This is a genomic window from Streptomyces sp. SM11 (genome assembly GCF_002910905.1).
In the GTDB taxonomy this organism is placed as follows: domain Bacteria; phylum Actinomycetota; class Actinomycetes; order Streptomycetales; family Streptomycetaceae; genus Streptomyces.
Window position 1 is genome coordinate 1 of the sequence record NZ_NEUE01000242.1, and the last position, 15,496, is coordinate 15,496.

Annotated in this window: 12 protein-coding genes; 9 read left to right on the forward strand and 3 right to left on the reverse strand. The window is 71.3% G+C overall.

Going from position 1 to position 15,496, the window contains the following annotated elements; translation table 11 throughout:
* Nucleotides 1-45: 45 nt before the first annotated feature.
* Both B9S58_RS25525 and B9S58_RS25530 read right to left on the reverse strand, forming a co-directional pair.
* Nucleotides 46-432, reverse strand: coding sequence for a hypothetical protein (locus B9S58_RS25525; RefSeq protein ID WP_103534390.1), 387 nt, complete (start codon nucleotides 430-432; stop codon nucleotides 46-48).
* A 19-nt stretch (nucleotides 433-451) separates the two neighbouring features.
* On the reverse strand, nucleotides 452-901 hold the full coding sequence (locus B9S58_RS25530; protein WP_258045009.1) for a hypothetical protein: 450 nt from the start codon (nucleotides 899-901) through the stop codon (nucleotides 452-454).
* Nucleotides 902-1,076: 175 nt separating this feature from the next.
* On the opposite strand from B9S58_RS25530, the gene B9S58_RS25535 reads away from it, so the two are divergent.
* The 8 genes from B9S58_RS25535 (at nucleotide 1,077) to galK (ending at nucleotide 13,342) form a co-directional block, all read left to right on the forward strand.
* On the forward strand, nucleotides 1,077-2,897 hold the full coding sequence (locus B9S58_RS25535; protein WP_103534391.1) for an ABC-F family ATP-binding cassette domain-containing protein: 1,821 nt from the start codon (nucleotides 1,077-1,079) through the stop codon (nucleotides 2,895-2,897).
* Nucleotides 2,898-3,205: 308 nt separating this feature from the next.
* Nucleotides 3,206-4,705: a PQQ-binding-like beta-propeller repeat protein gene (locus B9S58_RS25540; RefSeq protein WP_308457922.1), complete on the forward strand. Its 1,500-nt coding sequence runs from the start codon at nucleotides 3,206-3,208 to the stop codon at nucleotides 4,703-4,705.
* A 236-nt stretch (nucleotides 4,706-4,941) separates the two neighbouring features.
* Entirely contained in the window at nucleotides 4,942-6,852 is a 1,911-nt protein-coding gene (locus B9S58_RS25545; protein WP_103534398.1) for a PQQ-binding-like beta-propeller repeat protein, read from the forward strand.
* An 85-nt stretch (nucleotides 6,853-6,937) separates the two neighbouring features.
* Nucleotides 6,938-8,851, forward strand: a complete 1,914-nt coding sequence (locus B9S58_RS25550) for a PQQ-binding-like beta-propeller repeat protein (protein WP_103534393.1) — start codon at nucleotides 6,938-6,940, stop codon at nucleotides 8,849-8,851.
* A 253-nt stretch (nucleotides 8,852-9,104) separates the two neighbouring features.
* Nucleotides 9,105-9,815 carry a response regulator transcription factor gene (locus B9S58_RS25555; RefSeq protein WP_103534394.1) on the forward strand — a complete coding sequence of 237 codons (711 nt, stop codon included), beginning with the start codon at nucleotides 9,105-9,107 and terminating at the stop codon, nucleotides 9,813-9,815.
* Nucleotides 9,816-10,107: 292 nt separating this feature from the next.
* The gene (gene galT / locus B9S58_RS25560; protein WP_103534395.1) at nucleotides 10,108-11,151 is read left to right on the forward strand and encodes a galactose-1-phosphate uridylyltransferase; all 1,044 of its coding nucleotides are present in this window, start codon (nucleotides 10,108-10,110) and stop codon (nucleotides 11,149-11,151) included.
* A 14-nt stretch (nucleotides 11,152-11,165) separates the two neighbouring features.
* Nucleotides 11,166-12,143, forward strand: a complete 978-nt coding sequence (galE, locus tag B9S58_RS25565) for a UDP-glucose 4-epimerase GalE (protein ID WP_103534399.1) — start codon at nucleotides 11,166-11,168, stop codon at nucleotides 12,141-12,143.
* Nucleotides 12,140-13,342, forward strand: a complete 1,203-nt coding sequence (gene galK, locus B9S58_RS25570; protein ID WP_103534396.1) for a galactokinase — start codon at nucleotides 12,140-12,142, stop codon at nucleotides 13,340-13,342. Before galE ends, galK begins: the two co-directional genes overlap by 4 nt.
* An 18-nt stretch (nucleotides 13,343-13,360) precedes the next feature.
* Here galK and B9S58_RS25575 read toward each other — a convergent pair whose 3' ends face one another.
* Nucleotides 13,361-13,801, reverse strand: coding sequence for an N-acetyltransferase (locus tag B9S58_RS25575; RefSeq protein ID WP_103534397.1), 441 nt, complete (start codon nucleotides 13,799-13,801; stop codon nucleotides 13,361-13,363).
* A gap of 137 nt (nucleotides 13,802-13,938) precedes the next feature.
* Between B9S58_RS25575 and B9S58_RS25580 the strand changes: the two genes are divergently transcribed.
* A complete protein-coding gene (locus B9S58_RS25580) occupies nucleotides 13,939-15,330 on the forward strand; it encodes an IS1380 family transposase (protein WP_103531556.1) in 1,392 nt (463 codons plus the stop codon).
* Nucleotides 15,331-15,496: the final 166 nt, after the last annotated feature.

Below are 15,496 nucleotides of genomic sequence, written 5' to 3' on the forward strand. Positions count from 1 at the left end.
CCCGGCCGTGGCGGGCCGGCCGTCGTCACACCGCCGCCCCGTGCCTCACCAGCCCGTCATCACACCGCCCAGCAGCAGCGGTGCGGCGACCAGGGCGAGCAGCTTCACCCGGAACGGGCCGCCGTCCTCTTCCGTGCGACGGCGGACGACGAACGCGGCGACGATGCCCAGCGGGAAGAGGACGGGCACGGACTCGGTGAGGGCCGCCGGGGTTCCGCCCGCCCATCCCGCGGCCCAGGACCCGGCGAGACCCACCAGCACGGCGAGGAACACCTGGCCCGCGGTGAACCACCGGTCCTCCATCACGTCGACCAGTTCGCCGAAGCGGGTGCCCGCGACGCGCGCCCGGACGGCGGTGACGAGGAAGGCGGCCAGGATGCCCACTCCGGCCACGAGGAAGATCCAGCGCAGCACGGTCGCGACGACTGTCATCGGTAGACCTCTTCTCCCGCTACCAGCAGTTCTTGACGACGCCGTCGATGCCGAGGATCTCCGCGGCGATGGCACCGATGCCGCCGCCCGCCTCCTCGAAGACCTCCATGATCCCCTTCTTGAAGGTCTTGCCCTTCTTCTTGGACTGGATCTTCTTGATCACCTTGTTCACGCCGCCGAGCTTGTCGATGGCCTTCTTCACCTTGTAGACCTTGGCGATGGCGAAGATGTTGGAGCCGACCGGGAGGGCGATGCCCCGGGCACAGCCGCCCAGGTTGAACGCGTACAGCACCTGCCCGCCGTCCGGCACGGCGGCGATCTGACCGCGGGCCTCCAGCCACCGCACCGTGGCCTCCTCGCCCTGGGCCAGGATCTCCTCGGGAATCGACTCGATGATCCGCAGGGCCTCCTCGAAGGAACGGGCCATCGCGGCGTCGTCCGCCGTGGCGGCCACCGGTGCCGCACCCATAGATTTCCCCCATCGATCGACAAAACCCCCGGGTGAGGTTGTCCGACACCCCCGATCGGGCCGACGGTCCCGCCGTGGGCCCGGAAGCCGGCCGGGACGGAGAGGCCGCACGACTGGCCCCCCGCCGCCGCGCCGTACCCTGGGAAGGTCGATCAACCCCCTGGACAGGAGTGAAATGGCCGTCAATCTGGTCAATGTCGAGCAGGTCAGCAAGGTGTACGGCACCCGTGCCCTGCTCGACGGTGTATCCCTCGGGGTGTCCGAGGGCGACCGGATCGGTGTCGTAGGCCGCAACGGCGACGGCAAGACGACCCTCATCCGGATGCTCGCCAAGCTGGAGGACGCGGACACCGGCCGCGTCACCCACAACGGCGGGCTGCGTCTCGGCGTCCTCACCCAGCACGACTCCCTGGACCCGGCGAAAACCATCCGCCAGGAGGTCATCGGCGAACTCGCCGACCACGAGTGGGCGGGCAGCGCCAAGATCCGCGACGTGCTCACCGGGCTCTTCGGCGGCCTCGCCCTCCCCGGCTTCGAGCACGGGCTCGACACCGTCATCGCCCCGCTCTCCGGCGGCGAGCGCCGCCGTATCGCCCTGGCCAAGCTCCTCATCGACGAGCAGGACCTGATCGTCCTCGACGAGCCCACCAACCACCTCGACGTCGAGGGCATCTCCTGGCTGGCCGGCCATCTGCGGACCCGGCGCTCCGCCCTCGTCTGCGTCACCCACGACCGGTGGTTCCTCGACCAGGTCTGCACCCGCATGTGGGATGTCCAGCGCGGCACCGTCCACGAGTACGAGGGCGGCTACAGCGACTACGTGTTCGCTCGCGCCGAGCGGGAACGCATCGCCGCCACCGAGGAGTCCAAGCGGCAGAACCTGATGCGCAAGGAGCTGGCCTGGCTGCGCCGAGGCGCTCCCGCCCGTACCTCCAAGCCGCGCTACCGCATCGAGGCCGCCAACGAGCTCATCGCCGACGTGCCGCCGCCGCGCGACACCAGTGAGCTGATGAAGTTCGCCAACGCCCGCCTCGGCAAGACCGTGTTCGACCTGGAGGACGTGACCGTCCAGGCCGGGCCCAAGACCCTCCTCACCCACCTCACCTGGCAGCTCGGCCCCGGCGACCGCATCGGCCTGGTCGGCGTCAACGGCGCGGGCAAGACCTCACTGCTGCGCGCGCTCGCCGAGGCCTGCCGCACCCAGGGCGACGAGCAGCCCGCAGCCGGGAAGGTCGTCGTCGGCAAGACCGTCAAGCTCGCCTACCTCTCCCAGGAGGTCACCGAGCTGAACCCGAACCTGCGCGTGCTGGAGGCCGTCCAGCAGGTGCGCGACCGGGTCGACCTCGGCAAGGGCCGCGAGATGACCGCGGGCCAGCTCTGCGAGCAGTTCGGTTTCACCAAGGAGAAGCAGTGGACGCCCGTCGGCGACCTCTCCGGGGGTGAGCGCCGCCGGCTCCAGATCCTGCGGCTGCTGATGGACGAGCCCAACGTCCTCTTCCTCGACGAGCCCACCAACGACCTCGACATCGAGACCCTGACCCAGCTGGAGGACCTCCTCGACAGCTGGCCCGGGTCGATGATCGTGATCTCCCACGACCGGTTCTTCATCGAGCGGACCACGGACAAGGTCATGGCGCTCCTCGGCGACCGCGCCCTGCGGATGCTGCCGCGCGGGATCGACGAGTACCTGGAGCGCAGGCAGCGGATGGAGGAGGCGTCCACCCCCTCTGCCGCTGCCGCGCCCCGTACGTCCACCGCCCCCGCGGCGGCCCCGGCCGTCTCGGCGCAGGAGGCCCGCGCCGCGAAGAAGGAGCTGCAGAAGGTCGAGCGGCAGCTCGACAAGCTCTCCACCCGGGAGACCGCGTTGCACAAGCAGATCGCGGACCACGCCACCGACTTCGAGAAGGTCGCGGGGCTCGATGCCGAACTGCGCGAACTCGTCACCGAGCGCGACGAGTTGGAGATGCGCTGGCTGGAGCTGGCCGAGGACGCCTGACGGAACCCGGTTCCTCCGGGCGCCTGCCGCCGCCTGCCGTTCGCCGGTGCCGGTCCGATGTCAGGGGCCGGTGCGGCGGGTGGTAGAAGCAGGATGGCAGGGACCGTACGTTCGAGGGGGACCACACACCGATGACGCAGCCGCCGCCGCAGGGCAGCCCGGGGGAACAGGGGAGCTTCGGCGCTCCGTACGAACCGCGGCCCGGTCTGTACGGAGAACCCGGGCAACCACGGCCGCACCCCGGTCCGTACGGTCAGCCGCCCCAACCGCCGTACGGCTACCCGCAACCTCACCCGCAGCCGCCCACCGTGCCGTACGGCCATCCGCAGCACGGGCCCACCTCGCCGTCCGGCGGGCCGGGCGGCGGCGGGCGCTCGCGGGGCCGGGTCGCGGCTCTCGTCGCCGCCGTGCTCGCCGGGGTGCTCGTCATCGGGACGGGTGTCTGGTTCGCCGTGAGCGGCGATGACGGCACCGACGGCAAGAAGCTCGCGGCGAAGGAGAGCGCCGCTCCCGAGCAGTCCGGCGCCGAGCCGAGCCCGAAGGCGACGCCCGCCCCGGGTGCCGCGGAGCTCAACAAGGGCCGCAAGGACGGCGAGGCCAAGGTTCGCTGGGTGCAGAAGAACAGTGTGGACGTGCCGCCCGCCGGCGTCGCCGTGCACGGTCCGTGGATCACGGGCGGCATCGTGGCCAGGGCCATGTACCGCACGGCGTCCGGCTACTCCGTCGAGGACGGCTCGCAGAAGTGGAGCCTGCGCCTGCCGGCCGACGTCTGCGCCGCGCCGACCCTGCCGAGCGCGGACGGCAAGGTCGTCATCGGAATCAGGGAGAACACCATCGAAGGTGCGGACTGCGAGAAGCTCCAGATGATCGACCTGGCCACCGGCAAGACGGGCTGGACCGCCACGCTCGACCGTTCCGGAGGGCAGGACGGGCTGTCGGACATCGTCATGGCGGTCAACGGTGACGTCCTGACGGTCGGCCGGACGACCCGCACCGACGCCTACCGGATCAGCGACGGCAAGCATCTGTGGGACCGGCTGCCGGGCTTCTGCCAGCCGTACGGCTTCACCAGCGGCGACGTCCCGCTCGCCGCGGTCGACTGCCGCAAGGCTCCGGGCGACGACGACACACCCGACGAGGAAGTGCGGCGCATGGACCCGGCCACCGGCAGGACCGTGTGGACGTACAAGGTCAAGAAGGGCTGGAAGATCGACCAGTTCTACTCCGTCGACCCGCCGGTCGTCTCGCTGCGGCAGGACGGGCTGGAGCCGAAGTGGGCCATCGCGCTCCTGAACACCGACGGCACCTTCCGGGCTCAGCCCGTTCCCGGCAAGGAGGACTTCGAGGTCCGGTGCGGCGAGCAGGGCGAGAACCTCGACGACTGCATCGGTGCGGCCGCCGACGCCGAGACGCTCTACCTCGCCACGAAGCCCGCGTATGTGGGCGACGAGTTCACCAACGCCGTCGTCGCCTTCGACCTGGACACCGGCAAGATCAAGTGGAAGGTGCCGGCGCCTGCCGCGCAGACGCTGCAGCCGATGAGGATCGAGGACGGCAAGGTGCTGCTGTACCTCAGTCCGCCGGACTCGAAGGCGAGGACCGGCGGCGGCATCATGGCGCTCGGACCGCAGGGCGGCGCTCTGCGAACGGTCCTGCGGCATCCGGCGTCGGCCGCGGAGGCCGAGCGCATGTTCGAGCCTGCGATCCGCTATTCCGACGGACGCTCGCTGATCGCCACCGGCCGCGTCAGCGCGGAGAGCGACGAGGAGGAGATGGACCTGCGGACGATCATCGCCTTCGGTGACTGACCATCACCTCCGGCCGGGGCGTAACGACGGCATCACAAGGCGGTTCTCCCTTGGGAGCAGGGGCTGGACCGATCCGGTGTCCGGTGGTGGGCGGGTGGTAGAAAGAAGCCCCGCCCGACTGTCGCAACACCGCGGAAGCCATGCCTGATTCGCTCCTTTCCGAGGGGAATTGACCCCTCTCGGAATCGCGGGGGAGACCGGATCGCGCACCGGGCCGCACGAAGGGGGACGTGCTGATGAGCCAGCCGCCCAGCCAGCAACCGCCGCAGGGAGGCTTCGGGGCTCCGCAGGAGCCGCCGAACGGAGCTCCTCAGCCGCCCCAGGACCAGTCGAACCCGGCCAAGCCGCCGCAGACGCCACCCGGTCAGCCGCCCCTGGGGCCGCCCCCCGCACAGCCCCCGGCACCCCCGGCCGGCCCGCCGCAGACGCCCCCGCCGGGCGACCCGTCGTACGGCTACCCGCAGCAGCCCCCGGCGGGGACCGGCTACGGCTACCCGCAGCAGCCCGGCCAGGCGCCGGGCCAGGCGCCCGGTCCGTACGGTCAGCAGCCCGGCCCCTACGGTCAGCAGGCCCCGGGTCCGTACGGGCAGCAGGCTCCCGGCCCGTACGGTCAGCAGCCCCAGCCCGGCTACGGCTACCCGCAGCAGCAGTACCCCGGCGCCCCCGGCGGGCCGGGTGCCGGCGGTGGCGGGTTCCTCAAGGGCAGGACCGGCGTCATCGTCGCGGCGGCGCTCGCCGTGGTCCTGGCCGCCGGTACGGGCACCTGGTTCCTCGTGAACGACAGCGGCGACGAGGAGAAGAAGCCCGTCGCCGGCACCAGCAACGACCCCAAGCCCCCCAGCGAGTCCCCGACGGTCGACGAGGGGGACGGCAGCGGCGACGGCGAAGGCCGTGAGGGGAACGACGACCTCAACGCCGGGCGCAAGCCGGGCGAGGCGAAGGTCGCCTGGCTCCAGAAGAACGACGTCGACCTGCCGCGCAACGGCGCGTCCGTCCACGGCCCCTGGTTCGCCGGCGACCTGGTCGCCAAGGCCATGTACCGGGGCGTCTCCGGCTACTCCGTCGCCGACGGCAAGCAGAAGTGGACCCTGCCGCTCCCCGCCGACGTGTGCGCCGCGCCCCACGCGCCCACCGCCGACGGCAAGATCGTCATCGGGGTGAAGGACGGCACCACGGACAAGGCCAACTGCTCCGTCCTCCAGATGATCGACCTCAACACCGGCAAGGCCGGCTGGAAGAAGACGATCAAGAAGAACGGAACCTGGGACTTCCTGTCGGACATCGGTCTGGCGATCAGCGGAGACACCGTCACCGTGGGGCGCACCAGCAACTCCAACGCCTACCGGGTCAGCGACGGCAAGGAGCTGTTCGGCAACCCCGAGGGCAACTGCAAGCCCTTCGCGTTCGCCGGGGGACCCAAACTGATCGCCGCGGCCAGCTGCCGCACCGACGACGTCAAGAACCCGCAGCACCAGGTCCAGGAGCTGGACCCGGCCACCGGCAAGCCCAAGTGGACGTACCAGCCGCCGCGCGGCTGGGAGGTCAGCAGGGTCTATTCGGTCACCCCGCTCGTGGTCAGGCTTGAGCACGACGAGAAGAAGCAGTACTCCATCGCCGCGCTCACCGACGGCGGCAAGCTCCGCTCCCAGCTCTCGCCCGCCAAGGGCGACGCGCTCATCGCCGACTGCGGGAGCAGCTTCGCGGTCTTCGGTAAGAAGCTCGAAGGGTGCAGTGGCGTCGCGGCCGACGCCGACACCTTCTACATCGCGACCAAGGACGACACCAGCGGGACCGCCCGGACGAACAAGGTCATCGCCTTCGACCTGGACACCGGAAAGCCCAAGTGGGAGGCGCCCGCACCGGCCGAGCGCGTCCTGAAGCCGCTGGCCATGGAGGGCGGTGACGTGCTGCTCTACATGCGCCCGAAGTACGACGCCGCAGGCGCACTCGTGACCCTCCCGCCGACCGGCGGCATCCCCAAGACGCTGCTCCAGCACCCGGAGTCCGTCGGCCGCATCGAGAACGGCTTCTTCTCCTCCAGGGTCGTCTACCAGGGTGGCCGTTCCTTCATCTTCAGCAAGCGCGTGAGTGCGAGCAACGACAAGGCAGAGCTGGAGCAGACGACGCTGCTGGTGTTCGAGAAGTGAGGGCTCGCCCGGGCCTCCGACAGCAGCCCGCCCCTCCAGGCTCCACGCGCCCCCACTCCCACTCGTCTCCCGAGGTACGCACTCCATGACCCAGCCACCGCAGCAGCCGTCCAACGAGCCGCCGAACACGCCCCCGGGCACGCCGGACACGCCCCCGCCGCCCGCCGGTCCGCCGGCCGGGCCGCCCTCCGGTGGCTTCGGCGCGCCGCAGGACCCGCCGCCCGGAGGGTTCGGCCAGCCGACCCCGCCGCCCGCGGACCCCTTCGGCAAGCAGCCGCAGCAGCCGCCCGCCGCGCCGCAGGAAGCGCCCTACGGGGGCTACGGCACCCCGCCGCCCCCGTCGCCGGGCGGCCACCCCACCCCGCCCGCGCCGCAGCCCAACGGCTACGGCTACCCCCAGGCCCCGCAGCAGGGGTACGGCTTCCCGCCGGGGCCCGCCGGTCAGCCGGGGCAGCCCGGGCAGCCCGGGATGCCGCAGCAGGGCTACGGCTACCCGACCCAGCCGCAGTACGGTGCTCCGCAGCCGGCCGGCAACGGCGGCAAGAAGTTCACCACCCAGATGCAGATCATCGTCGCTGCGGCCGTCGCCGTGGTCCTGATCATCGGCGGCGGGGTCATCTACGCCTCCACCGGCGACGACGACAACAGCGGCAAGGACGAGGCCTCCTCGTCCGGCTCCACCGGCGGCGAGGCCAAGGGCGGCGAGGGCGGCGGCCTGGCCGGCGGCGACGAGAAGGCACCCGCCAACACCAAGTCCAAGGTCGCCTTCCAGCTCCCTGAGCCGGTGGTCACCGACATCACCACGGTCATGGGCTCCTGGATCACCGACAAGGCGTACGTGAAGTCCGGCGTCGCCGAGATCACCGCCTACGACCGCGACAAGGGCACCAAGCTCTGGTCCGTTCCGCTGCCCGGCGAGGTCTGCGCCGCCTCCCGGCACATGAGCGAGGACTACAGGACGGCCATCGTCTTCGAGGAGACGAAGGCGACCAAGGAGAACAAGTACCCGTCGTGCAACCAGGTCGGCGCGATCGACATGGCCGCCGGCAAGCTGGTGTGGAGCAAGGGCATCACCTCCGCCACCGGCGGTGACAAGCAGGTCCGCTTCGACGAGGTCACGCTCAGCGGCACCACCGTCGCCGCAGGCGGCACCTCGGGCGGCGCGGCCTTCAAGCTGGACGACGGCGCCGAGCTGTGGAAGCCGAAGGTCGACTCGAACGGCTGCTACGACCGTGGCTACGGGGGCGGCGAAGCCCTCGCCGTGGTCCGCAAGTGCGGTACGTCCGACAGCACGCAGCTCACCGTTCAGGCGCTGAACCCGACGACCGGCGCCCCGCTGTCCTCGTACCAGATGCCCGCGGGCGTCGACTACGCGAGCATCGTCTCCACCAAGCCGCTGGTGGTCGCGGCCGACGTCGGCGACACCGCTGGCGACGGCAGCAGCATCTCCGACTTCTTCTCGATCGACGCGGCGACCGGCAAGCTGATCGTGCGCATCCCCGCCGACGCCGAGCAGTACGCGGCCCGCTGCGGCTCCACCGAGGTCGAGCGCTGCCAGAGCCTGGCCGTCGGCAACAACCGGCTCTACCTGCCGACCGAGAAGCACGACGGGGCCAGTGAGTACGGCAAGACCAACGAGGTCGTCGCCTTCGACCTGACCACCGGGAAGCTCCTCGGCGGCCGGGCCGACGCGGGTGACCGCTACAGCCTGGTCCCGCTCCGCATGGACGGCACCAACATCATCGCGTACAAGGAGCCCCCCTACGACAAGGGCGGCCAGATCGTCTCCATCGACGGCGAGACCTTCAAGCAGACCCTGCTGATGGAGAACCCGAACAGCGAGGCGGTCCGTGAGGCGGAGCGGCGGTTCTCCGCCGACCACTCCGAACTCCTGTACTCCGACGGTCACTTCTTCAAGTCGAAGCGCCGGGTCAGCAAGCGCACCGTCGTCGACGCCGACGACAAGCTCTACCTCGTCGTCGGCTACCGCACCGACTGACCACCGCTCACCTCCGCGAGCAGCGCGAGACACCCTCCAGGCCCTGCCGGTCGATCACCGACCGGCAGGGCCGATCGTTTTCCACCGCCGAGCCGATCGCCGGCAGCCGGTCAACGAGCCCCGAATCGCACAGAATTAGGCATTCCGGGGGGCTTCTCCCACGGAAGGGCCGCGCTGTGGCGAACAAGCGTGTACCTTGCCGGGGCAGGAGTCCGGGGGGCCGGGCGAACAGGGCTTTGGGGGCTGAGGACCGATGGGCGTGCGGCTCATGGTGGTCGACGATCACCGTCTGCTCGCCGAGGCACTCGCCTCGGCGCTGAAACTGCGCGGGCACCGGGTGCTCGCGGCGGCCGCGCCGACGTCCGGGACCGCGGAACTGGTGGTCAGCAGGGCCCCGGAGGTCTGCCTGTTCGGTACGGCCTCGCCCGCCGCCCCCGGGGCCTTCGACCCGATCGTGCGCATCGGCCAGGAGCGCCCGCAGGTGGCGGTGGTGGTCCTCGGGCCGGTGCCCAGCCCGCGCGGGATCGCCGCGGCGTTCGCCGCCGGGGCCGCGGGGTACGTCCGGCACGACGAGCGCATCGAGGGCGTCGAGCGGGCCATGCTCAAGGCGCGGGCGGGGGAGTGCGCCATCGCCCCGCAGCTGCTGCGGGGGGCCTTCGCCGAGCTGCTCGACCCGGTGGCCCAGCCCGACGACGAGGGGCGGCGGCTGCTGCGGATACTCACCCCGCGCGAGGCGGAGGTGCTGGTGCGGGTCGCCGAGGGCGAGGACACCCGGCTGATCGCGGCCGGCATGGGCATCGCCCCGAGCACCGCCCGCACCCATGTCCAGCGGGTCCTGATGAAGCTCGGGGTCGGCTCCCGCCTGGAGGCGTCCGCGTTCGCGGCCCGTACGGGGCTGCTGGAGAGGGTCGCGAGGGACGGCGGCATACCGCAGGGGCCGTATGTCCCCGGGCGGACCGGGTGACGTGCGGCCTGCGCGGGACGTGGCGGACGGGCTCCGGCCCGGGCGGGCCGGCGTCGGGCGGGCTGATGCCGGCGATGGTGACGATCACCCCGTAGACCACGAACAGGCCGCCGATGGTCCGCCGGATGGCGAAGAGGCGGGCCGCGGTCGCGGACCCGAGCTCCGGTCCGGAGACTCCCGCATCGGGCTTCAGCGTGGTGGAGAGGGCGACGGTGGTCGAATCATTGACGGAGGTGTTCGATTGTGATTTGTTATGCGCGGTTATGTTGGGAGGATCTGGTGGAGGACCCTGGTGAAGAAGACGGTTACGACCCTCGCCGACGGCCGTGAACTGATCTATTACGACGCCGCGGACGACACCGTCCGCGACGCCGTCGACCGTCGCCCCCTGGATCCCGTCTCGACCTCGTCCGAGATCCGCCGCGATCCGCTGCTCGGCGACGCCGTCGCCATCGCCTCGCACCGCCAGGCCCGCACCTACCACCCGCCGGCGGACGCCTGCCCGCTCTGCCCCACCCGGGAGGGACGGCAGAGCGAGATCCCCGACGACCACTACGACGTCGCGGTCTTCGAGAACCGCTTCCCCTCCCTGGGCGGCGACTCCGGCCGCTGCGAGGTCGTCTGCTTCACCTCCGACCACGACGCGTCCTTCGCCGACCTCACCGAGGAGCAGGCCGCCCTCGTCCTCGCCGCCTGGACCGACCGCACCGCCGCCCTCGCCGCACTCGGCCAGGTCACCCAGGTCTTCTGCTTCGAGAACCGCGGCGCCGAGATCGGTGTCACCCTCGGCCACCCCCACGGTCAGATCTACGGCTACCCCTTCGTCACCCCGCGCACCGAGCTGATGCTCCGCTCGGCCGCCCGGCACCGCGAGGAGACCGGCCGCAGCCTCTTCGACGACGTGGTCGCCGACGAGGAGAAGGGCGGCTCCCGGATCGTCCTCGCGACCGACCACTGGATCGCCTACGTCCCGTACGCGGCCCACTGGCCCTACGAGGTCCACCTCCACCCCCGCCACCGCGTCCCCGACCTGCGGGAACTGGACGAGGAGGCGCGGCGGGAGTTCCCACAGGTCTATCTGGAACTCTTGAGGCGCTTCGACCGGATCTTCGGACCCGGCGAACCGCCGACGCCGTACGTCTCCGCCTGGCACCAGGCGCCGTTCGGGGTTCCCGGACGGGAGGACCTCGCCCTGCATCTGGAGCTTTTCACCATTCGCCGGACCTCCGGCAAGCTGAAGTTCCTCGCGGGGTCCGAGTCCGGCATGAGCGTGTTCATCAACGACGTGCCGCCGGAGGCCGCGGCCGAGCGACTGCGAGAGGTAGCGAGCAAGTGAGCAACCCCCGAAACGTGAGCAACCCGAAGAAGTACCTGGTCACCGGCGGCGCCGGATACGTCGGGAGCGTCGTCGCCCAGCACCTGCTGGAGGCCGGGCACACGGTGACCGTGCTGGACGACCTCTCCACCGGCTTCCGCGCCGGCGTCCCGGCCGGCGCCGCGTTCATCGAGGGCCGCATCCAGGACGCCGCCCGCCACCTGGACCCCTCCTACGACGGCGTCCTGCACTTCGCCGCGTTCTCCCAGGTCGGCGAATCCGTCGCCGACCCGGAGAAGTACTGGGTCAACAACGTCGGCGGCACCACCGCCCTGCTCGCCGCGATGCGCGAGCACGGCGTGCGCACCCTCGTCTTCTCCTCCACCGCCGCCACCTACGGCGAACCGGTCTCCAGCCCCATCACCGAGACCGACCCCACCGCCCCCACCAGCCCCTACGGCGCGTCCAAGGTCGCCGTCGACCACATGATCGGCGGCGAGGCCACCGCCCACGGCCTGGCCGCGGTCTCGCTCCGCTACTTCAACGTGGCCGGGGCCTACGGCAGTTGCGGCGAACGCCACGCGCCCGAGACCCACCTCATCCCGCTGGTCCTCCAAGTGGCCCTGGGGCAGCGCGAGTCGATCTCCGTCTACGGCGACGACTACCCCACCCCCGACGGTACCTGCGTCCGCGACTACATCCACGTCGCCGACCTCGCCGACGCCCACCTGCTGGCCCTGGCGGCCGCCGCCCCCGGCGAGCACCTGATCTGCAACCTCGGCAACGGCAACGGCTTCTCGGTCCGCGAGGTCATCGAGACCGTCCGCAAGGTCACCGGCCACGCGGTTCCCGAGACCGCCGCCCCCCGCCGCGGCGGCGACCCGGCCGTCCTCGTCGCCTCCGCCGCCACCGCCGTCGAGCGCCTCGGCTGGCAGCCGTCCCGCGCCGACCTGGCCGGAATCATCGCCGACGCCTGGCAGTTCGCCCGCCGAGAGGAAACGACCACGCCATGACCGAGACCACCGAGCCGTCCACGACCGCTGCCGGGCGGCACGGGAGCGACCCCGCCGCCACCTTCACCGAGCTGTACGGGGCCGAGCCCGACGGCATCTGGGCGGCACCCGGACGAGTGAACCTCATCGGCGAGTACACCGACTTCAACGACGGCTTCGTCATGCCGCTCGCCCTCCCGCACACCGCCCGTGCGGCGGTCTCCCGCCGCGACGACGGCGTCCTTCGGCTGTACTCCTCCGACGTACCCGGCGGCGTCGTCTCCCTCCGCGTCGACGAACTCACCCCGCACTCCGGCCACGGCTGGGCCGCCTACCCGGCGGGTGTCGTCTGGGCGCTGCGCGAGGCCGGCCACCCGGTCACCGGGGCGGACATCGCGCTGACCTCCACCGTGCCCACCGGCGCCGGACTCTCCTCCTCCGCCGCCCTCGAAGTCGTCACCGCGCTCGCCCTCGACGACCTCTTCGGCCTGGGCCTCGCGGCGGCCGAACTCGCCGTGACCGGCCGCCGCGCCGAGAACGACTTCGTCGGCGTGCCCTGCGGGATCATGGACCAGATGGCCTCGGCCTGCTGCACCGAGGGCCACGCCCTCCACCTGGACACCCGCGACCTCTCCCTGCGCCAGGTCCCCTTCGACCTGGCCTCCCAGGGTCTGACGCTCCTGGTCGTCGACACCCGGGTCAAGCACGCGCTCGGCGACGGCGCGTACGCGGAGCGCCGGGCCGGCTGCGAGGAGGGCGCCCGGCTGCTCGGCATACCGACGCTGCGCGACCTGCCGTACGCGAACCTCGACACGGCGCTCGCCACCCTCGCCGACGCCGGGGCGGACGAGTCCGTGATCCGCTGCGTACGCCATGTCGTCGGCGACAACCGCCGGGTCGAGCAGGTCGTCGCCCTGCTCGACGCGGGCGACGCCCGGGCCGCGGGCCCCGTCCTGAACGAGGGCCACCGCTCGCTCCGCGACGATCTGCGGGTCTCCTGCCCCGAGTTGGACCTGGTGGTCGAGGCTGCGAGCGCGGCCGGGGCGCTCGGTGCGCGGATGACCGGCGGCGGCTTCGGCGGCTCGGCGGTCGTCCTGGTGGAGGAGGCGGTTGCGAGCGCGGTGGCCAAGGCCGTCAGCGAGGCGTTCGCGGCGGCCGGACACGCGGCCCCGGGGATCTTCGCCGCCATCCCGTCGGCCGGAGCGCGCCGACTGCGCTGAGCGACCCGGGTACCGCGTTCACAGGTCCTTGACCAGGATGAACTCGGTGACGCCCGGCGGGTAGTCCGCGACCCGGCCGATCTCCTCGTACCCCTGCTTGCGGTAGAAGCCGGGGGCCTGGAAGTCCCAGGTCTCCAGCCGTGAGCGGGTGCAGGCGCGCTCGGTGCGGGCGGTCCGTTCGGCCTCGGCGAGCAGGTGTGCGCCGAGGCCGGAGCCCCGGTGCGGGGCGTCGACCCAGAGCAGATCGACATGCAGCCAGTACGCCCACGTCCGCCCGGTCAGCCCGCCGGCCAGCGCCCCGTACTCGTCCAACGCCCACACCTCCAGCGGGACTTCGTGCTCGGCGGAAGTGGAGAGCAGCGCACGCAGACCGGCCGCGGCCGCGATGTTGTCCTGGTGCAGACGCCCGCTCAGCAGAATGCGACGTTCTCTGTCTACTTCTGTCTCAAGACGGAACATGAGGCACACCCTAAGCCTTGATCCACCGACGTGATGTCTGTGGATGACTCTTCCGGAAACGAGGAAGTGCCTTGTGACCTGTGATGATGGGAGTTCTTCAGGCTTCCAGCACGCACGATCGGCAAGGCACTTCCGAGATGCAAGTTTCCCATACGCCGGCGGCGGTCTCCGCTGCGTTCGATGATCCGAATCTGGTCGCGCTGGCCGGGCTGGTTCCGGTGATGCGGCTGGCCGAGCGGTGTGGTCTTTCGCGTCTGGTGGCCCAGAAGGTGAGGCTGACCGGGACAGCGAACGGCGCGGGGGCCGCGGCGGGTGCCAAGGTCAGCAGCATCGTGGCCGGCATGGCGGCGGGGGCGGACAGTATCGACGACCTCCACGTGCTGCGGCACGGTGCGATGCCGGCCCTGTTCCGGGGGATCCGCGCGCCGTCCACGCTGGGCACGTTCCTCCGCGCGTTCACCCACGGCCACGCACTCCAACTCCACGCCGTCCACCGCAGGTTCCTCGCCGGTCTGGCCGCCCACACCCCCCTGCTGCCCGGCTCCGGCACGACGGCGTTCATCGACGTCGACTCCACCCACAAACGGGTCTACGGCCGGGCCAAGCAGGGCGCCGAGTACGGCCGGTTCAAGGGCATCCGCACCATGCACCCCCTGCTCGCCACGATCTGCACCCCACAGTCGCGCCCGGTGATCGCCGCAGTACGGATGCGCCGCGGCAAGGCAGCCGATTCCCGTGGAGCCCCGAAATTCGTCAGCGAGGCACTCGCCACCGCCGCCGAGGCGGGCTGCACCGGCACCCGGATCCTGCGAGCGGACTCGCAGTTCTACAACGGCGGGGTGATCGCCGCCTGCCGCCGGGCCGGAGCCCGCTTTTCGATCACCTGCGGGATGAACCCCTCCATCAAACGGGCCGTCCTGGGCATTCCCGACGGGGCATGGCAGCAGATCACCTACCCCACCGCGGTGCCCGACCCGGAGACCGGCGAACTCATCTCCAACGCCGAAGTCGCCGAGATACCCGCCTACACCGCGTTCACCGGCCGCAAGAAGAGCGAACGGGTCACCGCCCGGCTGATCGTGCGCCGGGTCCGTGACCTGGCCAAACCCGCCGTTGTGGGCGAACAGGGCGAGTTGTTTCCCGTCTGGCGCTACCACCCGTTCTTCACCGACCAGCCCGCCCCGACGCTCCAGGCCGAGCAGGAACACCGTCACCACGCCGTCATCGAGCAGGTCATCGCCGACAGCAAAGCCGGGGCTCTGGCCCACCTTCCGTCCGGAAACTTCAACGCCAACGCCGCCTGGCTCACGCTGTGGGCGATGACCTACAACCTGCTGCGGGCCGCCGGCGCGCTGGCCTCCACGTTCCACGCCAGGGCCACCACCACCACGATCCGCACCCACCTCGTCCACGTTCCGGCCCGGATCGCCCGCTCAGCACGGCGCATCACCCTGCACCTGCCACGCAACTGGCCCTGGCAGCACGCCTGGACACACCTGCTCGACACCGCCCACGGGCCACCCGGCTGACACGAACAGCCCCCGTCCACCCGCCCGCAAGGGCCCGACCGGAACCACACCGTGGAAAAGCTGGGCAAACCAGCGGATACAACCTGCCCATACCCAGCCACCGACCCGAACCGGCCCAGAAACCGATCAGAAGATCACACTCAAACCACTTCGGTGGATCAAGGCT

Coding starts and splice junctions, on each gene's coding strand:
- B9S58_RS25525 (WP_103534390.1), bottom strand. CDS start 432: ATGACAGTCGTCGCGACCGTGCTGCGCTGGATCTTCCTCGTGGCCGGA.
- galK (WP_103534396.1), top strand. CDS start 12,140: ATGACCGAGACCACCGAGCCGTCCACGACCGCTGCCGGGCGGCACGGG.
- B9S58_RS25550 (WP_103534393.1), top strand. CDS start 6,938: ATGACCCAGCCACCGCAGCAGCCGTCCAACGAGCCGCCGAACACGCCC.
- B9S58_RS25575 (WP_103534397.1), bottom strand. CDS start 13,801: ATGTTCCGTCTTGAGACAGAAGTAGACAGAGAACGTCGCATTCTGCTG.
- B9S58_RS25535 (WP_103534391.1), top strand. CDS start 1,077: ATGGCCGTCAATCTGGTCAATGTCGAGCAGGTCAGCAAGGTGTACGGC.
- B9S58_RS25555 (WP_103534394.1), top strand. CDS start 9,105: ATGGGCGTGCGGCTCATGGTGGTCGACGATCACCGTCTGCTCGCCGAG.
- B9S58_RS25580 (WP_103531556.1), top strand. CDS start 13,939: ATGCAAGTTTCCCATACGCCGGCGGCGGTCTCCGCTGCGTTCGATGAT.
- B9S58_RS25545 (WP_103534398.1), top strand. CDS start 4,942: ATGAGCCAGCCGCCCAGCCAGCAACCGCCGCAGGGAGGCTTCGGGGCT.
- B9S58_RS25530 (WP_258045009.1), bottom strand. CDS start 901: ATGGGTGCGGCACCGGTGGCCGCCACGGCGGACGACGCCGCGATGGCC.